The 23,166-nt window shown below is 34.2% G+C and carries 23 protein-coding genes, 8 tRNA genes and 1 riboswitch; of the genes, 9 read left to right on the top strand and 22 right to left on the bottom strand.

Annotated features, from left to right (window positions below):
* The first annotated feature begins 15 nt into the window (after positions 1-15).
* The 4 genes from ACMGE9_RS09745 to ACMGE9_RS09730 all read left to right on the top strand — a co-directional run bounded on the left by ACMGE9_RS09745 (position 16) and on the right by ACMGE9_RS09730 (position 3,404).
* A complete protein-coding gene (locus ACMGE9_RS09745; protein ID WP_414042572.1) occupies positions 16-315 on the top strand; it encodes a hypothetical protein in 300 nt (99 codons plus the stop codon).
* Positions 316-353: 38 nt separating this feature from the next.
* Positions 354-701 carry a fluoride efflux transporter FluC gene (locus ACMGE9_RS09740; protein ID WP_414042571.1) on the top strand — a complete coding sequence of 116 codons (348 nt, stop codon included), beginning with the start codon at positions 354-356 and terminating at the stop codon, positions 699-701.
* On the top strand, positions 701-1,024 hold the full coding sequence (gene crcB, locus ACMGE9_RS09735; protein WP_414042570.1) for a fluoride efflux transporter CrcB: 324 nt from the start codon (positions 701-703) through the stop codon (positions 1,022-1,024). Before ACMGE9_RS09740 ends, crcB begins: the two co-directional genes overlap by 1 nt.
* A 103-nt stretch (positions 1,025-1,127) precedes the next feature.
* Complete coding sequence (locus ACMGE9_RS09730) at positions 1,128-3,404, top strand: 5'-nucleotidase C-terminal domain-containing protein (RefSeq protein ID WP_414042569.1); 2,277 nt, start codon at positions 1,128-1,130, stop codon at positions 3,402-3,404.
* Between the two features lie 81 nt (positions 3,405-3,485).
* Here the strand turns inward: ACMGE9_RS09730 and ACMGE9_RS09725 are convergent, their stop codons facing one another.
* A complete protein-coding gene (locus ACMGE9_RS09725; RefSeq protein WP_414042568.1) occupies positions 3,486-4,400 on the bottom strand; it encodes a nuclease-related domain-containing protein in 915 nt (304 codons plus the stop codon).
* A gap of 245 nt (positions 4,401-4,645) precedes the next feature.
* Here ACMGE9_RS09725 and ACMGE9_RS09720 point away from each other — a divergent pair, with 245 nt between their 5' ends.
* Positions 4,646-4,870 (top strand): hypothetical protein, encoded by a 225-nt coding sequence (locus ACMGE9_RS09720; RefSeq protein ID WP_414042567.1) that lies wholly within the window; start codon positions 4,646-4,648, stop codon positions 4,868-4,870.
* Positions 4,871-4,965: 95 nt separating this feature from the next.
* Here ACMGE9_RS09720 and metK read toward each other — a convergent pair whose 3' ends face one another.
* Positions 4,966-6,156 carry a methionine adenosyltransferase gene (gene metK, locus ACMGE9_RS09715; RefSeq protein ID WP_414042566.1) on the bottom strand — a complete coding sequence of 397 codons (1,191 nt, stop codon included), beginning with the start codon at positions 6,154-6,156 and terminating at the stop codon, positions 4,966-4,968.
* Positions 6,157-6,260: 104 nt separating this feature from the next.
* Positions 6,261-6,370, bottom strand: a riboswitch (SAM riboswitch).
* A 189-nt stretch (positions 6,371-6,559) separates the two neighbouring features.
* On the opposite strand from metK, the gene pckA reads away from it, so the two are divergent.
* Positions 6,560-8,149, top strand: a complete 1,590-nt coding sequence (gene pckA, locus ACMGE9_RS09710) for a phosphoenolpyruvate carboxykinase (ATP) (RefSeq protein WP_414042565.1) — start codon at positions 6,560-6,562, stop codon at positions 8,147-8,149.
* 52 nt (positions 8,150-8,201) lie between these two features.
* Here the strand turns inward: pckA and ACMGE9_RS09705 are convergent, their stop codons facing one another.
* Positions 8,202-8,954: an alpha/beta hydrolase family protein gene (locus ACMGE9_RS09705; protein ID WP_414042564.1), complete on the bottom strand. Its 753-nt coding sequence runs from the start codon at positions 8,952-8,954 to the stop codon at positions 8,202-8,204.
* Positions 8,954-9,409, bottom strand: a complete 456-nt coding sequence (ytkD, locus tag ACMGE9_RS09700) for an RNA deprotection pyrophosphohydrolase (protein ID WP_414042563.1) — start codon at positions 9,407-9,409, stop codon at positions 8,954-8,956. The genes ACMGE9_RS09705 and ytkD overlap by 1 nt, the downstream gene beginning before the upstream one ends.
* A gap of 46 nt (positions 9,410-9,455) precedes the next feature.
* Here ytkD and ACMGE9_RS09695 point away from each other — a divergent pair, with 46 nt between their 5' ends.
* The gene (locus tag ACMGE9_RS09695) at positions 9,456-10,229 is read left to right on the top strand and encodes a hypothetical protein (protein WP_414042562.1); all 774 of its coding nucleotides are present in this window, start codon (positions 9,456-9,458) and stop codon (positions 10,227-10,229) included.
* A gap of 8 nt (positions 10,230-10,237) precedes the next feature.
* On the top strand, positions 10,238-10,468 hold the full coding sequence (gene yidD, locus ACMGE9_RS09690) for a membrane protein insertion efficiency factor YidD (RefSeq protein WP_414042561.1): 231 nt from the start codon (positions 10,238-10,240) through the stop codon (positions 10,466-10,468).
* Positions 10,469-10,502: 34 nt separating this feature from the next.
* Here the strand turns inward: yidD and ACMGE9_RS09685 are convergent, their stop codons facing one another.
* From ACMGE9_RS09685 to ACMGE9_RS09650, 8 genes are all read right to left on the bottom strand, one after another.
* Entirely contained in the window at positions 10,503-11,552 is a 1,050-nt protein-coding gene (locus ACMGE9_RS09685) for an acyltransferase family protein (RefSeq protein ID WP_414042560.1), read from the bottom strand.
* A gap of 188 nt (positions 11,553-11,740) precedes the next feature.
* Positions 11,741-12,721: an enolase C-terminal domain-like protein gene (locus ACMGE9_RS09680; RefSeq protein ID WP_414042559.1), complete on the bottom strand. Its 981-nt coding sequence runs from the start codon at positions 12,719-12,721 to the stop codon at positions 11,741-11,743.
* Positions 12,702-14,105, bottom strand: coding sequence for an o-succinylbenzoate--CoA ligase (gene menE, locus ACMGE9_RS09675; RefSeq protein ID WP_414042558.1), 1,404 nt, complete (start codon positions 14,103-14,105; stop codon positions 12,702-12,704). Before menE ends, ACMGE9_RS09680 begins: the two co-directional genes overlap by 20 nt.
* A 523-nt stretch (positions 14,106-14,628) precedes the next feature.
* Positions 14,629-15,612: a nuclease-related domain-containing protein gene (locus tag ACMGE9_RS09670; RefSeq protein ID WP_414042557.1), complete on the bottom strand. Its 984-nt coding sequence runs from the start codon at positions 15,610-15,612 to the stop codon at positions 14,629-14,631.
* Between the two features lie 119 nt (positions 15,613-15,731).
* Positions 15,732-16,553, bottom strand: coding sequence for a 1,4-dihydroxy-2-naphthoyl-CoA synthase (gene menB, locus ACMGE9_RS09665; RefSeq protein WP_414044487.1), 822 nt, complete (start codon positions 16,551-16,553; stop codon positions 15,732-15,734).
* Positions 16,543-17,337 carry a 2-succinyl-6-hydroxy-2,4-cyclohexadiene-1-carboxylate synthase gene (gene menH, locus ACMGE9_RS09660; protein ID WP_414042556.1) on the bottom strand — a complete coding sequence of 265 codons (795 nt, stop codon included), beginning with the start codon at positions 17,335-17,337 and terminating at the stop codon, positions 16,543-16,545. The genes menB and menH overlap by 11 nt, the downstream gene beginning before the upstream one ends.
* Positions 17,324-18,988 (bottom strand): 2-succinyl-5-enolpyruvyl-6-hydroxy-3-cyclohexene-1-carboxylic-acid synthase, encoded by a 1,665-nt coding sequence (gene menD / locus ACMGE9_RS09655; protein WP_414044486.1) that lies wholly within the window; start codon positions 18,986-18,988, stop codon positions 17,324-17,326. Before menD ends, menH begins: the two co-directional genes overlap by 14 nt.
* Positions 18,984-20,279, bottom strand: coding sequence for an isochorismate synthase (locus ACMGE9_RS09650; protein ID WP_414042555.1), 1,296 nt, complete (start codon positions 20,277-20,279; stop codon positions 18,984-18,986). The genes menD and ACMGE9_RS09650 overlap by 5 nt, the downstream gene beginning before the upstream one ends.
* 143 nt (positions 20,280-20,422) lie before the next feature.
* Here ACMGE9_RS09650 and ACMGE9_RS09645 point away from each other — a divergent pair, with 143 nt between their 5' ends.
* On the top strand, positions 20,423-21,343 hold the full coding sequence (locus tag ACMGE9_RS09645; protein ID WP_414042554.1) for a 1,4-dihydroxy-2-naphthoate polyprenyltransferase: 921 nt from the start codon (positions 20,423-20,425) through the stop codon (positions 21,341-21,343).
* Between the two features lie 47 nt (positions 21,344-21,390).
* Here the strand turns inward: ACMGE9_RS09645 and ACMGE9_RS09640 are convergent, their stop codons facing one another.
* From ACMGE9_RS09640 to ACMGE9_RS09595, 10 genes are all read right to left on the bottom strand, one after another.
* Positions 21,391-21,648: a hypothetical protein gene (locus ACMGE9_RS09640; protein WP_414042553.1), complete on the bottom strand. Its 258-nt coding sequence runs from the start codon at positions 21,646-21,648 to the stop codon at positions 21,391-21,393.
* Positions 21,649-21,663: 15 nt separating this feature from the next.
* A complete protein-coding gene (locus ACMGE9_RS09635; RefSeq protein WP_414042552.1) occupies positions 21,664-22,131 on the bottom strand; it encodes a PH domain-containing protein in 468 nt (155 codons plus the stop codon).
* Positions 22,132-22,325: 194 nt separating this feature from the next.
* A tRNA-Ser gene (locus ACMGE9_RS09630) sits at positions 22,326-22,414 on the bottom strand.
* Positions 22,415-22,464: 50 nt separating this feature from the next.
* Positions 22,465-22,536 (bottom strand) — tRNA-Glu (locus tag ACMGE9_RS09625).
* A gap of 4 nt (positions 22,537-22,540) precedes the next feature.
* Positions 22,541-22,615: transfer RNA gene (locus ACMGE9_RS09620), tRNA-Asn, on the bottom strand.
* A 7-nt stretch (positions 22,616-22,622) separates the two neighbouring features.
* Positions 22,623-22,696, bottom strand: a tRNA-Gly gene (locus tag ACMGE9_RS09615).
* A gap of 9 nt (positions 22,697-22,705) precedes the next feature.
* Positions 22,706-22,781, bottom strand: a tRNA-His gene (locus ACMGE9_RS09610).
* Positions 22,782-22,799: 18 nt separating this feature from the next.
* Positions 22,800-22,872 (bottom strand) — tRNA-Phe (locus tag ACMGE9_RS09605).
* 4 nt (positions 22,873-22,876) lie between these two features.
* A tRNA-Asp gene (locus ACMGE9_RS09600) sits at positions 22,877-22,952 on the bottom strand.
* 8 nt (positions 22,953-22,960) lie between these two features.
* Positions 22,961-23,034: transfer RNA gene (locus tag ACMGE9_RS09595), tRNA-Met, on the bottom strand.
* Positions 23,035-23,166: the final 132 nt, after the last annotated feature.

The raw sequence follows: 23,166 nt of genomic DNA, 5'->3' as shown, positions 1-23,166 counted from the left end.
GATTGGAGGAACATCATGAAAGCGAACAAATACGTGTACTTCTCTATATTTTTTGTAGTATTAAGCATCTTTTGTAATGGCTATAATCCCGTTCTTGCAGTTTTATTTGGATCAATTACTTCTATTATATTGTTCACTGGTTTGGTGAGCTGTATATTACTTATAATTAGTATTATTTTAATTGATAAAGCTTTAAAACAGCCAAAAGAAATTTCAAGTAGCTTATTTAAAGTCGCAAAGATCTGGCCATATGTGATTTTGGTCGTAATTTTAGTACAATTGATTAGTATATTATTTAGGTTTGGTATTATTTAAGGATTGATTCGTCAGTCCTTTTTATTATGGAGGTATTTATGGTTTATTTATATATTGCATTGTTTAGTATGATGGGTGCTTTAAGCAGATATGGTGTGAGTTTAATGATTGATGCTCCGACCTATACGGTTATCGTGAATTTATTGGGTGCATTACTTTTAGGATTTTGCACAAATTACTTTAAAAGACTGAATATGAACACTTTACTCAAGACCGGTATAACGACTGGGTTTTTAGGGAGTTTTACGACTTTCTCTGCATTAAGTAAAGATGCTGTAGATTTATATTTAGCACATTGTTATTCCGCGCTAGCTTTATATTTATCAATTACGATTATTGGTGGTTTAATATGTGTTGTACTTGGTATGAAATGGGGTGACGCATAATGCTATATGTTGCTCTCGGTGCTCCACTTGGTGCTATGCTAAGATACTTTGTGAGTCAGAAATTAAATGGTGCATTTCCATTTGGTACCTTGATGATTAATTTACTCGGCGCATTGCTTTTAGGATTTGTAGCACGATTTGATCAAACGATGATGTTATTATTAGGAACTGGATTCTTAGGTGCTTTTACGACATTTTCAACTTTTAATGTTGAAGTTGTTCAGCTATTTAAAGAAAGAAGATTGGCTGCGATAGTTTACCTGATTCTGTCTTATGTTATTGGCCCACTGCTCTTTTTGTTTGCGTTTACATTTCAATTCTAAATTTATTGTAAAATTACTGTTTATCTTTGATTAAGATGATTAGTAAAAATTATTATTACTTTATTATAGAAGAGAATACAAAATAATATTTGGAGGTAATACTGTGAAACGCATTTTATCAATAACATTAATGTTTACGTTAATCATCTCTATGCTATTTCAAAGTCCATATGCACTTGCAGATGTAACATCAGAAACACCTACGACTGAAGCACCTACTAGCGAGGTTGCAACAACAGAAACTCCTACAACTGAAGTGAAAACAGAAGTAACAACCGAAAAGGCAACAACTGAAGCACCTACAACAGAGGTAGCAACAACTGAAGTTGCTAAACCAACTGCAGCGGTTACAACTGCTACAACCACTGAAGTTCCTACAACGGAAATAGCGACGACTGAAGCACCAGCTAGTCCAAATACAGTAAAAATTCTACATACAAACGATATCCACGGGCGTTTAGATGCTGAAGATGGACGTGTTATAGGTATGGCAAAAGTAAAAACAATTAAAGACAAAGAACAACCAACTTTAATGTTTGACGCTGGAGATGCATTCCAAGGTTTACCTTTATCAAACTTCTCTAAAGGAGAAGATATGGCAAAAGCAATGAATGCCATTGGTTATGATGCAATGACGGTTGGTAACCATGAATTTGATTTCGGATTTGATACTGCAATGAACTACAAAAAGTTATTAAACTTCCCTATCATTAGCTCAAATGTATATAAAGACGGTAAAAGTGTTTATGCTCCATCAGCAATTATCGAGAAAAACGGAAAGAAATTTGGGGTGATTGGCGTAACAACGCCCGAAACCGCAACAAAAACACATCCTAACAATATCGTAGGTGTAACATTCTTAGATCCCGTGACTTCTGTTACTGCTGAAATGAAAAAATTACAAGGAAAAGTGGATGCTTTCATTATCTTAAGTCATCTAGGAATTGATACCACTACAAAAGAAGCTTGGCGCGGTGATAACTTAGCAACTAAAATTGCAGGAAATAAAGACTTTATAAACAATGCAATTGTAGTATTAGATGGTCATTCTCACTCTGTCATCGAAAATGGTGAATTAAAGAAAACTGCAATGCTAGCACAAACTGGGACAGCTTTAGCGAACATCGGTAAAGTAACATTCGATTTACAAGATAAAGTAGCTACAAACTTAAAAGCTTCATTAATTAAGGAAGCTGATACGAAAGCAGTAACACAAGATGCAGCAGTAAAAGCTATCGTTGATACTGCGAAAGATAATTTTGGTAAAGCAACATCTGAAGTAGTATTCCACAACCCAGTTCAATTACAAGGTGAACGTAACGACGTTCGTACTCGCGAAACAAACTTAGGTAACGCAATTGCAGATGCTATGGAAGCTTATAGTGAGAACGGATTTGATACTGTCGGTGACTTCGCAGTAACTAATGGCGGCGGAATCAGAGCTTCAATCGATGGCAACAAAGACGTTACGATTGGTGATATCATTAAAGTATTACCTTTCGGAAACACTATCACACAAATCGATGTAAAAGGTTCTGACGTTAAAGCAATGTTTGAACACGCTTTAAGTGCTCCAACAGTTGATAAAGACGGTAAAGTTGGATTAGATGCAAATGGAGCATTCTTACACATCTCTAAATCGATTAAAGTACATTATGATTTAACAAAGCCTGCAGGTGAACGTGTTTACGCAATCGAAGTATATAATAAGAAGACCAAGAAATTCGAACCATTAAACAATACGAAGACTTACAAAGTTGTAACAAACGACTTCTTAGCAGTTGGTGGAGACGGATTCAAAATGTTAGGTGGTCCTCGAGAAGAAGGACCATCTTTAGATGCTGTTGTACGTCAATACTTCAAAGCTGCTGATATGACAGCTTACACGACGGAAGCATTACAACGTATCTTATCGGGTAATGCGAGTGAGTATAAACCAGAAGAAACAGAAGAAGTTAAAACTAATGAAGATAAAACTAACGAAGTACCCACAACGGAAGAAAAAACAAACGAAACTGATGTATCTACAGAAGATGTAACGATTGAAGATGCTACAACTGAAGTAGACTCAAATGATGTAAACTCAAGTGAAGTTGCAACTGGAGAGAAGGTTGAAATAGTTACAATGATTAATTCAAATAATCAAACTGTTGAAGTGGAACATGACAACGTGATTCCATTCGAAAAAGTTGCTCAAACGAAAAAAACATACTTAGATACTACTATTCAATCGAATCAAGTTGCAAAAGATTCAGATAAACCTGCAATCACAGAAGCGGTAGAACAATTACCGATTACTGGTGAAGCTGCTGGTACTGGTGCTGCTGCAATTGGATTATTAGGCTTAGGATTATACTTAATTAAACGTAAATCAGCATAATACACCAAAAGCCACAAGTGAAATTCACTTGTGGCTTTTTTCATTGCCAGTATTTTTGATTTACCGGCAATAATTATTTATTTATGGATTTAAATGTTCAATTTGATCCATAATATTTTCTAATTCTTCAACTTTATATTGGAAGCGGCCGTGGAATACAAATTTCTCAAAGAATGTTTGTAACTCTTCTTCTCCAACAATAACTTTCACACCATTGTCTCTTGAGTAATTAGAAATATGTTCACTTCCCACACCTTCAGCATTATAATATGCAATCGGTGTTACTGGATATGGTAATTCAAATACTTTCTCTAATCGTTCTGCTTTTAATTTTAACGCTTCGATTGAATGGTTATATGTCCTAAACTCTGCATTACCATCTTTATTTTGATCTAATACGATTGTTTGTTCTACTTTCGGATCAAGATTTAATATTTTAAACACATTTTCTAGCATTGGCTCACCAGCAAATTGCATTTCACTCACACCATGGAAAATATGACCTGTCCAATAGTTTGAATCAATTAAATAAATCCCGGTACGTGTTAATACAACGTGATCTAATTTATCAGTGCTTTTCACTCGTTTTCCTGGAATATAAATATTTGCTAATACATGCATATCTTCAGGACGAATACGTTCTTCTGATACAAGTTGTTCTTTCAATTGAATCAATGTTAAATCTGTTAAATATTCTCCTTTATCTTTTGAGAACATTTTTAAAGATTCAATGTGTGATGTTTTTTCTTCGATTTGCTTTTGCATTGTTTCTTTTTGTTCTGCTAATTCTTTTTTGTATGTTAAGCGTGATTTCTCACTTTCTTCATGATATTCATCAGATTTAACTTTTTGCGCTTTTCGAAATTCTTCTTCTTTACGCGCAATTGATTTTTTCTTGCTTGATAATGCAAGTAACCAAAGTATGAAGAATAATAAAGCTAAGATACCTAAACCAATTAACACATAAAATAAAGTACTACCTACTTCTACTGACATATCATTCACCTTTCTAACTGTATTACTTTCATTATAAATAACTTTTAAGAGAACTTCATTGATAAAACAAAAATAAATTGTGAAACTTTACTCTTATTAATGAAATTTATTATTATTTAATATTCTAAACAATGATTAACAATAATTTATAAGAAATATATTCTAGATTAATATTGATATGAAATAATTAAAGTGTCCTAAATATTATATTGGGCTAAAAATTAAATTTCTCGGAGGATGATACCATGGCAAAGTATAAACGTTTATTATTAGCAGGTACTTTTGCATCAGCTCTATTATTAGGTGCTTGTGGTGGAGAAGAAGACAAGGCTGAAGACGCAAAGACTGAAGACGCGGCTACAGAAGAAGAAACAACTGAAGATGATGCAGCAGCTGAAGAAGAAACTGAAGAAGAAGAAACTGAAGAAGAAGAAACTGAAGAAGAAGAAACTGAAGAAGAAGCTGAATAATTAATATTATATTTCCGTCTCAATATAATTGAGACGGTTTTTATTTATAAAAAAATAGACTTAAGATAATTCTTAAGTCTACTTGATTTTTTCAATTATTTTAAGTTTTCTTTTAATGCATCAATTTTGTCAGTTGCTTCCCATGGCAAGTCAATATCTGTTCTACCAAAGTGTCCGTATGCTGCTGTTTGTTTGTATATTGGACGACGTAAGTCTAACATTTGGATGATTCCTGCTGGACGTAAATCAAATGTTTTACGCACTGCATCAACAAGTTGTTGTTCACTATACTCAGATGTACCGTAAGTTTCAACTGAGATCGACACGGGTTGTGCCACTCCAATCGCATAAGCTAACTGAACTTCACATTTATCAGCAAGCCCTGCCGCTACGATATTTTTCGCAACGTAACGAGCAGCATAAGCACCACTTCGGTCTACTTTCGTTGCATCTTTACCTGAGAATGCACCTCCACCGTGACGGGCATATCCACCGTAAGTATCTACGATAATTTTACGACCTGTAAGTCCGGCATCTCCTTGAGGTCCACCAATAACGAAGCGACCAGTTGGATTGATGAAATATTTCGTTTCAGAATCGATTAATTCAACTGGAACGACTGGTTTGATAACGTGTTCTTTAACGTCAGCTTGAATTTGTTCTAATTCAATTTTCTCGTGGTGTTGACTCGAAATAACGATTGTATCAATACGCTTAGGCTTGTTAAACTCATCGTATTCAACTGTTACTTGTGTTTTTCCATCTGGACGTAAATAATCTAAAGTGCCATTTTTACGTACTTCTGTTAAACGACGTGCTAATTCATGCGATAATGAAATTGGTAAAGGCATTAAACTTGCTGTTTCATTACAAGCAAATCCAAACATTAAACCTTGGTCTCCAGCACCGATAGATTCGATATCTGAGTCAGATAAGTTACCACGGTCTTCTAATGCACGGTCAACGCCTTGCGCGATGTCAGGAGATTGCTCATCAATAGCAGTTAATACTGCCATTGTTTGAAAGTCATAACCATATTTCGCTCGTGTATAACCAATTTCTTTTACTGTATCACGTACTACTTTAGGAATATCAACATAAGTAGACGTTGTGATTTCTCCTGCGATTAAAGCCATACCTGTTGTTACTGACGTCTCACACGCAACGCGTGCTTTAGGATCTCCTGTTAATATTGCATCTAAGATTGCATCTGATATTTGGTCAGCGATTTTATCGGGATGTCCTTCTGTTACTGATTCTGATGTAAATAATTTACGATCTGCCATTTATAAAACACTCCTATTTTATATAAATTTACGGTTCAAGCCACAAAAATAGCCCTCTCTCCTGTAAGAGAGAAGGCTAATATACACATAATTAGTCCATTCTACTCTTATCGTTCAGACGTCTGTCCGCAAACGGTTTGGCACCTTACTTAACTTATGTTAAGGGTTGCTGGGCTTCACAGGGTCCATGTCCCTCCACCACTCTGGATAAGAGAATCCGCAAGTAAGATAATACTAAACTTTTTGTACACTGTCAACATATCGAATTGATTCACAAATTTTCTGAATAATAGTTTATCAACAAAAATTTCTTTATATTTAATGTAAGGGCATAATCCTTATGTTATACTAATTCATGAAACTGCTTACATTAGCAGAAAATATAAACTTGGGGGACCTTTTTATGAGCGAACAAATCTTTGGTAAATTAGACGACTTATTAAAGAGCGACATTGTGTTAAACCAATTATCTAGAACACAATTAATCAACGAAATCTTATCTAATCGTGAGGGTGTATTAACAGAGTCTGGGGCTGTTAGAACTGAAACAGGTAAATATACTGGTCGTTCACCAAAAGATAAATTTATCGTTGAAGAAGCTGAAACAAAAGATCATATTGATTGGGGTACAATTAACCAACCCATCTCTGAAGAAATCTTCTTGAAATTATTAGACCGTGTATTGGACTATTTGGGAATGCAAGACAAAGTTTATGAATTTAACGGATACGCTGGAGCAGACCCTGCAACACAATTAAAATTACGTGTTATCAATGAATTAGCTTGGCATAATTTATTTGCACGTACTATGTTCATCCGTCCAGAAACATTTAATGAAGGTGTATTAATCGATCCTGATTTCACAATTATCTCTGCTCCACACTTTAAAGCAGATCCTAAAATTGATGGCACCAAATCTGAAACATTCATTATTACGAGTTTTAAACACAAGATTATTTTAATCGGTGGTACTGAATATGCTGGAGAAATGAAAAAAGGTATCTTCGGAGTTATGAACTACTTATTGCCTACTCAAGGGGTTATGAGTATGCACTGTTCAGCGAACGTTGGTGAGAATAAAGACGTCGCTTTATTCTTTGGTTTATCAGGAACAGGAAAAACAACTTTATCAGCAGACCCACATCGTAAACTAATCGGTGACGATGAGCACGGTTGGAATGATAATGGCGTATTCAACATTGAAGGTGGATGTTATGCAAAGACGATTGATCTATCACGTGAGAAAGAACCTCAAATTTATGATGCGATTCGCTACGGTGCAATCTTAGAAAACGTTAAAGTTGATGACAAAGGTTTCCCAGACTATGAAGATAAGTCATTAACAGAAAATACGCGTGCAGCATATCCAATTGAAAATATTGACAACATCGTGTTACCTTCAATTGCAGGACATGCTAAAACAATCATCTTCTTAACTGCAGATGCATTCGGTGTATTACCGCCGATCTCTAAATTAACAAAAGAGCAAGCAATGTACCATTTCTTAAGTGGATTCACTTCAAAACTTGCTGGTACTGAACGTGGCGTTACAAGCCCACAACCAGTATTCTCAACATGTTTTGGTTCTCCATTCTTACCATTACATGCAACAATATATGCAAACATGTTAGGTGAATTAATTGATAAACACGGTTCGGATGTTTACTTAGTAAACACTGGATGGACTGGTGGCGAATATGGTGTTGGTAGTCGTATGAGTTTAACACATACACGCTCAATGATTCGTCGTGCAATCAGTGGTGAAATCAAGAATTCTGAATTCACACAAGACCCAATCTTTGGATTATTCGTACCAAATTCAGTATCTGGCGTACCTAAAGAAATCTTAATGCCTCGTAATGCTTGGGTATCTCAAGATGCTTACGATGAAAAAGCAAAAGATTTAGCATTACGTTTCCAAGAAAACTTCAAAAAATTTGGTGAAAAGTCAGCAGAAATTGAAGAAAAAGGTGGATTTATCTTCAGAGGATAATTCATAAGGCAAATTCTCCAATCACAAATTGTGATTGGAGAATTTTTTTATTTTATGATTCTACATCTTTCATCCATTCGTAAATCTCTTCTAATATCATTCTTTCATTATCTGGTCGTAATACATGCGCTTCATTTTGTATATAAATCACTTTATGATATACACCAAGAGATATAAGTCGTTCCTCTAACATCTTTCCGTGTGCAACATTCACTTGCTTATCTGCTGTCCCATGAATAATCATAATCGGTGGGCTATCAGCTTTGATAAGTGCTAATCCTTCCCGTTTATCGTATTCGACTTTATTTGTAATAGGACCGATGATACGTTTTAACATGCCTCGTAAATCTTGTCGCTCATTATACATATAATATATGCTAGATACCCCACCCCATGTAATAAACGAAGTCACCTTACTTGCTTGATACGTCACAAGTCCTTGAATACCCCCACGTGAAAATCCAATAAAATGCAATGGTACTTTTGGATATTGTTCACGTAATATACGCACCAAAGCATATACATCTTCTTGATCTGCACCGCCAAATTCATCTTGCCCGTTTTGATGTGTACCACGATAATAAGGTGCTGCGACGAGTGTATTTGAATACGCAAAGCGCATCAATCCAGCGGGTCTTAATATACCAACCTGTCCCTTTCCACCTCGCAAATATATGACAATCCTATCAACATTTTGTGGCTCATATAGTAAGCCTTTAACTTCAAACTCATCGGATTGATACGTCACTTCTTTAAAGACTATCCCTTGATAAGTTGCTTGTATTGATTTCTTATTAATAAACATTAAAACCGCTCCTTTAATGTTTCCAATATATAAAGTATACAGTCATCTTTAAGTAAGAAACTTTTATCATCATCTCTCACATCATTAATCGATTTTACAATGACTGGCCCACTCGTTTCTAAGTAGTCATCACGCTCTTCAATTGATGCCACATCAACATAAAAAACATCTTTACTAAAAGGTGATTGATCTTGCACCGTATATGTCGCAATATATTCAAAATGTCTTACAATGCCCCCTGTTTCCTCCTTAAGTTCACGATACATCGCCTGTATGGGTGTTTCTCCCACTTCAACTTTACCACCCGGAAACTCTATACCTCGAATTTTATTATTCGTTAGTAGCATATTACCCTGAAAGTTTGTTATCATTAATACATGTTTACTCGTTGGTATATCAGTAGTATCCTTAAACTTAAGGACAACTTGATTCCCAACATGATCACTAAAAATCATCTTCCTAGCTCCAATCAATTTAAAATAATAGATTCTCGAGGTCACTATGAAAAAATTAACTGCACTTTTTATCATTTTAGCATTAATTATCACTGGATGTGCATCACCAAAAGAAAAAAAGAAACCCTTAACGAAGGACCAAATCATTGCACGTATGCAAAAAAATATTAAAGCTATAGATAGTATTTCTTTATCTGCTTCAAACAAAGCAACAATTTCATATGATAAATTCACAACAAAATTCACCCAAGATACCACATCACAATTCGATACGATAAATAAAAGTGCATTACTTATTAATGCCGATTCAAATAACACGAAATATCCTGTAAAGTCTGTTATATTCAATATGGACGAGGGTAATATTGAAGCATATCCTAATCCACAATACTTGAATTATCGAGCACGTAAAGCTGATATTCAATACTTCTCAACAGTTCAATCCAATATTGTGAATTTAACGGATATTGTTCAAAATGTCATAAAAAAAGAAGTAGAAACAATTGAGGTAACTGACAATGTGATTCATTATGAAGGTAATTCAAAGTACTTAAAGTATTTATTTGATTACGGTATTGATTTCTCAAGTATGAATCAAATTGCTGCATTTAATGATTTAACAGACATTAATATTCAAAGTGGTAGCTTTGATGTAGAACTTTCATCCGAAAAAAAATTACCAAAAACCTTAAACTTCGACCTTAAAGTAAATGCAAAGATTAAGGATAAACCTGTCACAATTATAATGAATCAAGAAACCACTTATAAAGACTTTAATAAGACGAACGTATCGTTTTATGAAGAAGATGAGATAAAGTAGGAGATAAAATGAAACAACTATTACTATATGGCATTAAATTTTATAGAAATTATATCTCACCAATGACCCCGCCAACGTGCCGCTTTAATCCGACGTGTTCTCAATATGGTTTAGAGGCCATTGAGAAACACGGTGCATTTAAAGGCAGTTATTTAACAGCCGTAAGAATTTTAAAGTGCCATCCATTTCATCCAGGTGGCTATGATCCTGTTCCAGAAAAGAAAGAGCATCATCATTAAAAAAAGGAAATTCCGTTTATGGAATTTCCTTTTTTTAATGGATAAAATGAATTATTTTACGCCATAACGTTTCATCTTGTCCAGGTGACTTTGCCACTGGGAATAAAAACTCTCCTTTTGGTAACAAACTTAATAAATCTACTGTTATCAATGTGACAACTACAACAAGGATGTAATTAAATAAAAGCATATAAGGATTCCAAAATGATATTGGAATTAATTCACCTAACACACCAATGACAAGCATATGAACTAAATAAATGCCCATTGCTCGATTACCAATATAGTTTAGTAAGTAGACTATGAATTTATTAGAATGCCAATATATATAGATGATGAAGGCAATCGCTAAAGGTACAAGAATAATATTCATCATTCTGTCTGAAGTAAACAGATGTGGAAGATTCATTTCAACAAGTAATAACATTAAGCCTATGATGACATAGTAACCTAAATATTCTTGAATACGTCCTATCCAAGCCTTAATTTGATCTAAATAATAAGCCATATACCCACCCATCATGAAAAAGCCAATCCAGTTGAGTAAGAATGCACGATGATTTACTGCATAACTACTATCTCTTGCTATGTACCATGCAATCATTATAATCACTGACAATAATGTATATTTTGCAATATTGTCTTTATTAAATAAATGATATGACATCATAAAGAATATATAGAACTGAAGTACAATAGCAATAAAATATAGATGTACGTAACCATCGCCTAAAAATAAATACTTCCATATATTTTGCCAATCAAATTCACTCTTCCCAGTTATATCCATGAGTACGATATAAATTACTGACCAAATCAAATAAGGTATGACGATCTTTTTCGTGCGTGACTGAATAAACTTCTTATGGTCTAGCACTTTATCTTTAAATCCATTAAACAACAAAAATGCACTAATGATACAAAACATTGGTGTCCCAACACGTGCGAACTGGTTTATTACTAAACTTAACTTTGTACCAATGTTCTGATTTTCAATTGGGTACATTAATGTTACATGTGTTAAAAGTACAAGTAAACATGCAATTGCTCTAATGAATGTAATTTCTTCATAGTATCTTTTCATTGAATTATACTCCTTTACATATCCATTAGAACAGACATTTTAGGGTTATGCAATACCATATTATTAATTCAGAATATTTTTAAAGAAATTAAAGTACAAAAAAAGATGAAAACCTCAGCGAAGTTAACATCTATTATTATAATCGAATAATCTCTGGCTTTAGAATCAAGAAATCTTATTTTACATTTTTATACAAAAGATGCTATTAAATTCAAATGTGAAGGTTTCACTTTGGGAACTGAAAGTTGAATTTTATTGCCAATTAATAATTCATCATAATCTACGAAATCGCATTTGAAATATGTCCCTTTTGCTGTTACATCTGGCACTGTTTGAAAGTGTTCTCCAAGTAATGCCGTATAATATTTACTCAATCCAAACTCATACATCCCACCTGCTACAAATTGCATATCAGGTAAATAAGATGTGAGTTGCAATGCTTTAGTAATGCCACCAATACGACTATATTTAATTACTGCGGTTTCTACACCTATATCTTGAAAACGTTCGATTGATGCAACATCCGTTGCACTTTCATCTATTGCTAAATTGATGTGGGGATAAAGGTTATGTATTAATTTATAATCCATTATTGATTTGAATGGCTGTTCAAAATAGAGTATGTTGTGCTCACTTAAACAATTTAATAATTTGAAATGGCTTGAATCTAGTAACCCGTTGGCATCAATAACAATTTGAATATCACTAATTTCTCGAAGAGATTTCACTTGCTGAAGTATATGATTATGCATTTTCAATTTTATACGAGATGCATTTGTATGAATTAAGGTATCATCATGATGAAGAGTTTGTCCTAGTGGAATTCTTACTGGTTTTAAAGAATTGAAATATTGATAGGCGATGACATCGAAACAACTACTCGCATTAGGATGATTAATATCTAAAAAAGGCTGCATTTCATTAATTGAACTAAATGATTTCCCTTTAATACGATCAAATATCTGAATAACAGTTTGATGCACAGTGTCAATCGTTTCATAATGATACCAAGGTGTTTCAAAACTATTTGCCTCTGCAAAATATTCAAAACCGTCAATTATCGCACCAATGACTAATACTTTTCGCGTATTTAGTGTAATGAGATTTGTCTTAATCGGTGATATAAAAGGTGTATCAAACATATATATATTAAGCTTTGTGATAATCATGTTCATACCATTCCTTACACTGATGACGTGATATTTTCCCATTAGATGTTCTTTTTAATGCCTCCACACGCACAAATTGTTTCGGATGTTTGAATTTAGCAATATTGTCGTCAAGAGTTCTTTTAATGTCATCTTCTAAATCTCTATCCGCTTCATATAAACATATAGGTACGCTTCCCCACTTTTCTTCATCTATACCGATGACACAGGTTGCATGTACACTTGTGTGCTTTAATATAACTTGTTCAATTTCAGAAGGATATATATTTTCTCCACCAGATATAATTAAGTCTTTTCGGCGGTCTAAAATATATAAATAATTGTCCTCTATATAACCAATATCTCCTGTTAAAAAGTAATTACCAATAAAAGCATCGTTATTTGCTGTCTTAGGATATAAATAACCATGCATTACGTTCTCACCTTGCACACCAATCTCTCCAACATTGTTATCGACATTAAATAATTGTATAGTATCCTTAACACGACCTACACTTCCTGGATATTTTTCAATATCCATAGGCGATGCCGTAATCATTTGGGAGCACGTTTCAGTCATACCGAATGATGTATATATTGGTAAATTGATTCTGCGGGCTTGAGCCAACAATCGATCATCTAATTTTGCTCCCCCGATTAATATCCCTTCTAGTGAATAACGACTATGTAGTCCATTTTTCAATAACCGCTCCAATGTTTGTGGAACAAGAGATATATGTGTAATATTTTTTTCTTGAATATCATAAATAATTTGAAGCGCATTAAATTTTTCATGTAACACAATAGTACAACCATCTATAACTGCGCGAAGCAGAATACTTAAGCCACTAATATGAAATAGAGGTAGAACGTTGAGCCAAATCGAGTCATGACTATAAGTAAATATATTTTTGCAGTTTCTTGCACTTGCGACATGATTATTGAAACGTTGAGGCACTGCCTTTTGTACACCTGTTGTACCAGACGTAAACATAATGGATAAAATGTCGTTAGGTTGATTGTGCTCACCGAGGTATGAGTGATGACTGTCCAGTGCTGTATGAACTAACTTAGATTTGTTAAATGATTGTATTGAAGTGAAATTATCGTTTGTAAGGATTAGAGAGGTATCCACTGATGCCATTTGTTTTGAAATTTCATTTTCTGTCAAGTGTTTATTGACCATCACTATTTCAATGTTCGCAATAATTGCAGCATGTATGATATAACAATCTGATAATGTATTCTCCGCTTGTAGTGCAATGCGTTTATGATTAAATTGTTTAAGTTCATATGCAACTTTTTGAGCATTTTCGTATAGTTTTTCATAAGTGATGCGCTGCTCGTTAAAGATTATTGCCGGTTTATCCGGATATAGATGTGCAGCTGATTTGAGCCATTCCATAATTACACTTCCTCTTGATTAATATATTAATCATATCAAAAACCCAAGATTTATACATAGTAATTATCTTGGGCGCTGGAGGATTCTGTATGCATAGTATCACACTAGGTGTTGATATATCACTTTTATCAACACCTACACCGTAATTTTTTACGTTACTGCTTCATAGGTGTTGATATATCACTTTTATCAACACCTACACCGTAATTTTTTAGGTTACTGTTTTCTTAGGTGTTGATATATCACTTTTATCAACACCTACAGCGAAATTTTTTACGTTACTGCTTCTTAGGTGTTGATATATCACTTTTATCAACACCTACACCGTAATTTTTTAGGTTACTGTTTTCTTAGGTGTTGATATATCACTTTTATCAACACCTACAGCGAAATTTTTTACGTTACTGCTTCTTAGGTGTTGATATATCACTTTTATCAACACCTACAGCGAAATTTTTTACGTTACTGCTTCATAGGTGTTGATATATCACTTTTATCAACACCTACACCGTAATTTTTTACGTTACTGCTTCATAGGTGTTGATTTATCACTTTTATCAACACCTACGTGTATTTCATACCTTATTGTTTTCTCGAAAATACCCATTTCCGATTTTTTTATTGTATATTTACTCCCTTTATTCTCTCCACACTTTTCAAAATTAGTTGTAAGCACATTTCGGATTGTAGTCCTTCCAATACCCGTATAATTAAATATATCAGTGGTTGTTACTACATTATTTTTAAGAATTTTTATTGTATGAAAAGCCATATCTACTAATTTGGATTTCGAAATTTCAAATCCACAAATGCAACTAACTTTCCTTTGTCTACCTCTTGAAAATGGTAATAATTCACGGCATTCTGGACACTTCACTCCTGGCTTTAACTCGGGATATGGATAATAGTGAATGCGTTGGTATCTACTGTTCGGATAATGATGTTTCATTAATAGCTTTCCAATCTCTATCTCTTCATATAACGGTTCATCTTTGTTTAACATATTTACAATTCTTGGGATACTATCACGATAAAGAACGTTCTCATGACTGCTAAAACCACTCAATTCAAACATTGGATTTATAAATAAGATATAACTCTTCACTTTATAATTAATGTTATTTCTTGTACAAAAATACTTTAATTTCTGCTCTGCTTTATACAACTTTGACAAAGGATCAGCTTCAACATAGTTATTCTCACTTACAAAGTTATTATTACTAAAAGTGTACTTCCCAGAGAAATTCTTCACATCAATGTTAATAATATATTCATCTTTAATCAATAAAAAATCAAACTGCACCTCTCCATTACTGCGCAAACGAATGTTCCACAATTTCACACCTCCTGTCGTATTTTTAATTTCATCATAAAACATTTTCTCGCCTGTATACCCAAGATTAAATGAAAAAGCTTGTGACTGATCAAATTGATCCAATTCAATTCGTCCTGCAACTTCCCATATATAAGCTTCATATAAACTAAAATCATACGTTTTTAAGAACACTTTATCACCTCAATTCCAATATACAAATCCACACAAATATTAACAAATTAAAAATATGTAAATTTTGTTAATAAAAAACACTAGAATCATTATGATTCTAGTGTTCAGCATTTTTAGCTTTATGGGAATTTAGGGAATTGGTCGAAATTCGGTTCGCGTTTTTCTTTAAACGCGTCACGTCCTTCTTTCGCTTCATCACTTGTGTAGTAAAGTAATGTAGCATCTCCAGCGAATTGTTGTAATCCAGCTAATCCATCTGTATCAGCGTTCATCGCTGCTTTTAAGAAGCGTAATGCTGTTGGAGAGTGTTGTAACATTTCTTTACACCATTGTACAGTTTCATCTTCAATTTTATCTAACGGTACTACTGTATTCACTAGACCCATGTCTAATGCTTCTTGTGCATCATATTGACGGCATAAGTACCAGATTTCACGTGCTTTTTTGTGTCCAACGATTCTTGCTAAGTAACCTGAGCCATATCCAGCATCAAACGAACCTACTTTAGGTCCTGTTTGACCGAAACGAGCATTTTCAGCAGCGATAGTTAAGTCACATACGATATGTAATACATGTCCTCCACCAATTGCATATCCACGAACCATTGCAACAACTGGTTTAGGAATAACACGAATTAATCGTTGTAAGTCTAATACATTTAAACGTGGAATATTGTCATCACCTACGTAACCCCCATGGCCACGTACTTTTTGGTCCCCACCTGAACAGAAAGCTAAGTCGCCTTCGCCTGTTAAGATGATAGCACCGATTCTTTGATCGTCACGTGCACGAGAAAATGCGTCGATCATTTCCATTACTGTATTAGGAGTAAATGCATTACGTACTTCCGGACGGTTGATTGTAATTTTTGCAATACCTTCAAAATATTCATATTTAATTTCATTGTACTCTTTTAATGTTTCCCAAACTCTAGTCATGATTTTCCTCCTTGATAAACGATACTATTATTGTATCAAATATTTTTAAATTCTCCACATGAATCGTATGACCTGCCGAGATTATTACATGTTGTGCTTCAGGCAATTGCTCTGCCATTCTGTTAGCAATCAATTCAAACTTACTATCTAAACTACCGGTGAGTATTAATACTGGTTTATTAAAATCTTTAAGCATTGGCCAAAGGTTTTTTTGTTGGCCAGTTCCATACTCCCGCAAAGCTTTGGCAATTGATTCTGGGTGATGATTAAGTCGAATATCTCGCTGTCTTATTTCCTGTGCTTGAGTTAAAGGTTTAAAGGTATTAAATAGTGCTAACTGTTCCCACGCATCGATAAATGCGACGTAGTCTTGTTTAATACGCTCGCTACGCAATGCATCTTGAGCAGCACGATTTTGTCTTAATTCTTCACTTTCAATACCAGGGGTCGCACTTTCAATAATAAGTTTATCGATTAATTCAGGATAATGTAGTGCAGTATATAATGCTATTCGACCACCCATTGAATAACCATAAAGTGTAATACTTTGATAATCTTCAGATACATTTTTTATGTATTGTGATAATTGCTTCGCAATCTCATAAAAGGACCAATTTTCAGTTGCATCATTTTCTTGCCCATGCCCAGGACATTCAACCAAGATTACATCAATATATGGCAACAATAAATCTTTCGCCGGTTTAAATGTTTCTATGCTGCCTAAAAAACCATGTATCATAATGATTAGGTGTTTATTTTGATTGCGATAATGTTTATAATGCAGCATTGAGTTTTGCCTTTAATGTCGTTATCAGTGCTTTATGTGCTTTTAAATTCTCTTCACGATCAGATGCAATTTCAATAATATGACCCACATCTTTTGGTAAAGTTATATCATCAAATACATTAAATTTCTTATATTTCATGTTATAAAGATGTGCTGTATGTTCAAAATCTAAATTTAATGGGGTACCAAATAATCGCTCGAAATGTGTTTTATTTTCATATTGCGGTAGGTAACTAAAAATGCCGCCTCCATTGTTGTTCATCACAATAATATTGATGTTATGATACGCCGCTAATAATTTATGCATAATCAAACCATTCATATCGTGGAAGAATGAAATATCACCAATAATCAAAGTAACACGTTTAATTCTTGCCATACCTAACGCCGTACTTACTACACCATCTATACCGTTAGCTCCCCTATTACAAAATGGCTTACCTTCAAAGTGTGTAAAGAATGTATCGCCATCACGAATCGGCATACTATTACCAAAGAAAATAACTTCATCTTTATTGATTTGTTTAAAAATTTTATACAATGCACTGCCTTCATCATAAACTGTTTGTGTATGTTGCATAATATGATTGATTATTAAATCATTAATCGTATGCCAAAACTTAATCCAAGATTTATTATGAACCGGCTTTTCTTCAGCCACTTGTCTAAAGAAATCATTCGCTGTCATTTCCAAGAATAAATCTGGTACTTTCGGGAAAGTGTTCGGCTGAATTCTAGGCTGAACTAGTATTTGAGGTGCTTCCTGCGCTTTTAACCATTTATTGATTGATTTAGAAACAACAGCATTCCCAACACGAATGATATAACCTGGTTGAATATCAGTTATTACCTTAAAAACGCTGTCACCCGTTGATACGACATTTGGATGTTTTAAATCTCGTATCTGACTCAGTGGGTCTGCAATAATTGGAACATTATGAATTGTAGAGAACACCAACATTTGAGTTAGGTCTTCTAACTGACAATCTCCAACAATGATAATACCCTTTTCACGTTTAATAAATGGCTTTACTGTATTTACATCAAATGTCTTTTGATAACTGACTTGTGGTTTCATATCAACTGTCATCATGTCAGTCAGTTCAAAATTAGGCATTAACGGTTCTCTAAATGGAATATTAAAATGCACTGGCCCTTTCATTGGTCCATTAAAATAGCGACTCGCTTGTAATAATACTGCATCTATAAATTGCAACGTTTGTTCAGTTTCATCTGCAATTGGGAAATCTCTTTCGTATTGTACAAAATTAGTAAACATACCGACTTGATTTATTGCTTGAGGTGCACCTACATTTCTTAGTTCATGGGGTCTATCACTTGTAATTACGACCAGTGGCATATTACTGATAAAACATTCTGATACAGCTGGCGTATAGTTGCTTGCAGCCGTACCTGAAGTACAAAGAATTGCTACAGGTTTATTCGTCGCTTTCATTAAACCCAAAGCATAAAACGCAGCACTACGTTCGTCTGGATGGATATCCGTCGTCATTTTTGGATGTAACTCACACGCTATCGCAATCGGCGTAGAACGTGACCCAGGAGAAATAACAATGCGTTCAATCCCATAATCATATAATGACTTCACAAAATGGAAGACTTGTTTCGTTAAAGCTTCGTTCATCTCAATTAACCCCTAACATTTCTAACATCGGTTTAAATTTAATCTCTGTTTCATATACTTCACTTTCAACTACACTTGATTTTACTAGACCACATCCTGCATAAAGCATCGCTGTATTGTCTTCTATTATCATTGAACGAATTGCTACAATAAATTCACCCTCATCATTCATATCTAAATAACCCAGTGGTGCACCATATAATCCCCGACCTTCGTTCGCCTCATTTAAGAACTGCATCGCACTATTCTTCGGAAAACCACCAAGCGCTGGTGTAGGATGTAAACTTTCTGTCACTTCTAACAAGCTGCCGGTCTGAAGTTTTGCTTTGATTGGTGTGTATAGATGATAAAAAAATTGATTCTCTAAAATATCTGGAGCACCTTTTAAAGTAATTTCTTGTGTGAATGGCGCTAAATCATCTTTTATACTCTCAACTACAATTTTATGTTCATATAAGTTTTTCTCATCATCTAATAATTGTTGTTTCGCATCTGGTACATCCTTACCCATCGTTCCAGCAATCGCATTCGTTAATAACTCTCCTTTTTGAACTGCAACGAGCTGTTCAGGGGTTTTAGTGATAAATGTTTGGTTCGCCGATTCTATTAATGCAAAGTAACTCACCTCATGGTTTTTCATAGCTTGTTCAACAAGTGTTAATATATCTATCTTATTTTGCATCGTAATTTTTCTTTTTCTAGAAAGGACAACTTTTTCTAACTCTGCTTTGTTCATCATAGCGATAGCTTTTGTTGCATTTGCTTTAAACAAATCTAAATCCATATCTTTAGTTTCTTGAATTTTATTTTCAGCTATCGATGTCATTGTATGATTTTTTAACCCATCAATTATGTCACTTATGTCATGATTTTGATCAACAAAAATAATAGAAGCTTTCCCGTTTACTTCTAATATTTGAATTTCTGGAATAATAAAATGACTTTTATAATAAGCTGAAAAATTTGGACTTTCATTATCATCAAATTGAAAACCACCAAATAATTTTAAATCATTAATAGAACGGTCACCTTTGTAGGTTGCTTCATGAAGTAGTGACTTGAATTGATTTTCAATACTAATTGGATTAATCGTATCTTCAACAATCAAAGCCCGGTGGCCGATTCCCATTAATTTAAAAGATTTGTCTTTATTGATAAAGATATATCGTTCCCCGATATAAGATTTGAAATAATCCATAATAATAGCTGCATTGACCGAATAATCTAAATTAATCTGCTCTATCATTTTTATTTTATCGATTGTTAAATTACTCTTTGACTCATGATCATTCAGCACATTCTACACTTCTTTCACTCTAAAATAATATACTTATTATTTTAACATTATTCATTGATTATTGGACAAATTATGCTAGATTTGTTGACGGTATGTCATATTAAATATAAAATTTATACATTACGAATAAAAGAGGTATGAATATGTCTGAACATTTACAATCACATTCTGGTATTGCCAAATATTATCATTTAATGCGACCACACACATTAACTGCAAGCTTCGTACCTGTTCTCGTTGGAACAGCATGTGCAAAATACTTTTCTGATATTCGTCTTGATTTATTAATTATGATGCTTTTAGCATGTCTTTTAATTCAAGCTGCAACGAATATGTTTAATGAATATTTCGATTACAAACGTGGCCTGGATGACCATACGTCTGTGGGTATCGGTGGAGCCATTGTTCGTAATGGCATGAGTCCAAAATCTGTATATAATTTGGCCATTGCATTTTATATTATTGCAGCAATTTTAGGGATTTATATTTGTGCTCAATCATCTTGGCTCATTTTACTTGTCGGAATATTATGTATGGCTGTAGGATACTTCTACACTGGTGGACCTATCCCTATTTCATGGACTCCCTTCGGAGAAATCTTTGCCGGATTCTTTATGGGATTTGTCATTATTATGATTACATTCTATATCCAAGTTGGACATTTAGAATGGTATCCAGCGATTATGTCGATTCCAATTTCAATAAATATTGGTATGATCAACATGGCAAATAACATTCGAGATCGTATTAAAGATAAAGCCAGCGGAAGAAAAACATATGTCATTTTGGTTGGAAAAACTTTTGCGATTATCACAATGGCAGTTTTATACTTAGTCAGCTTTTTAGTCGTATTATACACTGTATTTTATAAACCTTATGGCTCTCCATTTTTACTTCTAGTATTGTTGAGCTTTAATTTACCAATAAAAGCAGTCAACCGATTCTTTAATGGGCATACACCAATCGAATTAATGCCTGCTATGAAAGTAACAGGTCAATTTAATACGGTGTTTGGCTTCTTATTTGCATTAGGATTATACATCGCTGCATTGACGGCAATATAAAAAGCGTGAGACGAAATTTATCGTCTCACGCTTTTTATATTGAATCATTACTGATTGAAAAATTCTTTTAATCTAGATACAACTTCTTGTGCTTCCATCTCAGAAACTTCACCCTCACCAGCTTGTGTCAAATCAATAACATAGCTTTGAGCGTCATAATTAACTTCAATTGAGCTACCATTAACTGCATAGCTACCCGGTTGTACTTCTTGTACTTTATCCTGTTCATAATTCTCGCGGTAATCCGCACCAAACTGACCTAATTTCAATTCTGCATATGATACTAATTTATCAATATTAGCCATAACGACGTCCTCCTTTTATACAATTTCAGACAACTTTATTCTAATAAACTCTACAATATATGGCAAGTCATCACTTTTAATCATACGAACAGTGACTGTTTTTTCACTCAACTTCTTACGCTTATATTTAAAATATAATTCCCCGAAATCTTCTTCGGTATTAGGTTCAAAATCAATCTCAACTAAATTTGAATATGGAATTACTTCATAATAAATACGCTTAGATTTCACTTTGCTATGAGCCATTACTATACGGTCTTGTAACAAAATAAATAGTCCATGTTGATTTAAATTGACATGACTAAATGTCGCAAACTGAATCAATTCTTTATTTTTAATATCTTTACAAATAACTTTTAACAGCTTAATAAAAAAACGACGCTCAGACTTTTTTATGCGTTTAAAAATTTTAGAAAAACGTTTATATCGAACTGGATAATTAATTTCTGATAGTATTTTTCGTGTGGATGCTTTCACTTTCATATAATCACCTTATTTTCTTTATTCTGTAATTTATTTCACAATATATTATTTAAATATAGCGATATCCACATATATTATACATGTTTTTAACAATAAAAGTAGCGAATATCACCTAAATTTGCACCCTATTTATGTTAAAAAAAGAATAACTGCTAACGTTACTTTTCAGTAACAGATAGCAGTTTCAAACTTAGCGGATCGTGAGAGATTCGAACTCTCGAAACGCTTATGGCGTTTACACACTTTCCAGGCGTGCTCCTTCGGCCAACTCGGACAACGATCCAAAAAAATTTCATTAAAAAAATCAGAAGCGATATTTCACTTCTGATTGTATGACCCCTACGGGATTCGAACCCGTGTTACCGCCGTGAAAGGGCGGTGTCTTAACCGCTTGACCAAGGGGCCAAAATGGCTCCACAGGTAGGACTCGAACCTACGACCGATCGGTTAACAGCCGATAGCTCTACCACTGAGCTACTGTGGATCAATAATGGAGCGGGTGATCGGAATCGAACCGACAACATCAGCTTGGAAGGCTGAGGTTTTACCACTAAACTACACCCGCATCTATAAATGGGGCGACTGATGGGAATCGAACCCACGAGTGTCGGAACCACAATCCGATGCGTTAACCACTTCGCCACAATCGCCAAACTAAGTTAAAAAGATGGCTCAGGACGGAATCGAACCGCCGACACATGGATTTTCAATCCATTGCTCTACCGACTGAGCTACTGAGCCAAAATGGCGGTCCCGACGGGAATCGAACCCGCGATCTCCTGCGTGACAGGCAGGCATGTTAACCGCTACACCACGGGACCACTAATAATTGCGGGAGGCGGATTTGAACCACCGACCTTCGGGTTATGAGCCCGACGAGCTACCAGACTGCTCCATCCCGCGATAATAATATATTGTCTCTCGTAAAAAGAGTACTTTTAAAATATATCATTTTAAGTTTGTGAACGCAACATTAAAAAAGTGTAAATTTGTTCTAAAGATGTGTATTCCATACGAATGTTGTATAAAAGGTAC

Origin of the sequence: Macrococcus animalis, assembly GCF_047425875.1 — a bacterium.
GTDB lineage: Bacteria > Bacillota > Bacilli > Staphylococcales > Staphylococcaceae > Macrococcoides > Macrococcoides animalis.
This window is presented reverse-complemented; position numbering and strand designations above follow the sequence as displayed.

What these genes read in the sequence shown, in the direction of transcription:
- ACMGE9_RS09645 (WP_414042554.1), top strand. Translation starts at nt 20,423, where the DNA reads ATGTCTGAACATTTACAATCACATTCTGGTATTGCCAAATATTATCAT.
- ACMGE9_RS09680 (WP_414042559.1), bottom strand. Translation starts at nt 12,721, where the DNA reads ATGATTATCACAAAGCTTAATATATATATGTTTGATACACCTTTTATA.
- ACMGE9_RS09720 (WP_414042567.1), top strand. Translation starts at nt 4,646, where the DNA reads ATGGCAAAGTATAAACGTTTATTATTAGCAGGTACTTTTGCATCAGCT.
- ytkD (WP_414042563.1), bottom strand. Translation starts at nt 9,409, where the DNA reads ATGATTTTTAGTGATCATGTTGGGAATCAAGTTGTCCTTAAGTTTAAG.
- ACMGE9_RS09705 (WP_414042564.1), bottom strand. Translation starts at nt 8,954, where the DNA reads ATGTTTATTAATAAGAAATCAATACAAGCAACTTATCAAGGGATAGTC.
- ACMGE9_RS09745 (WP_414042572.1), top strand. Translation starts at nt 16, where the DNA reads ATGAAAGCGAACAAATACGTGTACTTCTCTATATTTTTTGTAGTATTA.
- ACMGE9_RS09685 (WP_414042560.1), bottom strand. Translation starts at nt 11,552, where the DNA reads ATGAAAAGATACTATGAAGAAATTACATTCATTAGAGCAATTGCATGT.
- ACMGE9_RS09695 (WP_414042562.1), top strand. Translation starts at nt 9,456, where the DNA reads ATGAAAAAATTAACTGCACTTTTTATCATTTTAGCATTAATTATCACT.
- menH (WP_414042556.1), bottom strand. Translation starts at nt 17,337, where the DNA reads ATGCTGCATTATAAACATTATCGCAATCAAAATAAACACCTAATCATT.
- crcB (WP_414042570.1), top strand. Translation starts at nt 701, where the DNA reads ATGCTATATGTTGCTCTCGGTGCTCCACTTGGTGCTATGCTAAGATAC.
- pckA (WP_414042565.1), top strand. Translation starts at nt 6,560, where the DNA reads ATGAGCGAACAAATCTTTGGTAAATTAGACGACTTATTAAAGAGCGAC.
- ACMGE9_RS09740 (WP_414042571.1), top strand. Translation starts at nt 354, where the DNA reads ATGGTTTATTTATATATTGCATTGTTTAGTATGATGGGTGCTTTAAGC.
- ACMGE9_RS09725 (WP_414042568.1), bottom strand. Translation starts at nt 4,400, where the DNA reads ATGTCAGTAGAAGTAGGTAGTACTTTATTTTATGTGTTAATTGGTTTA.
- yidD (WP_414042561.1), top strand. Translation starts at nt 10,238, where the DNA reads ATGAAACAACTATTACTATATGGCATTAAATTTTATAGAAATTATATC.
- ACMGE9_RS09635 (WP_414042552.1), bottom strand. Translation starts at nt 22,131, where the DNA reads ATGAAAGTGAAAGCATCCACACGAAAAATACTATCAGAAATTAATTAT.
- menE (WP_414042558.1), bottom strand. Translation starts at nt 14,105, where the DNA reads ATGGAATGGCTCAAATCAGCTGCACATCTATATCCGGATAAACCGGCA.
- ACMGE9_RS09640 (WP_414042553.1), bottom strand. Translation starts at nt 21,648, where the DNA reads ATGGCTAATATTGATAAATTAGTATCATATGCAGAATTGAAATTAGGT.
- metK (WP_414042566.1), bottom strand. Translation starts at nt 6,156, where the DNA reads ATGGCAGATCGTAAATTATTTACATCAGAATCAGTAACAGAAGGACAT.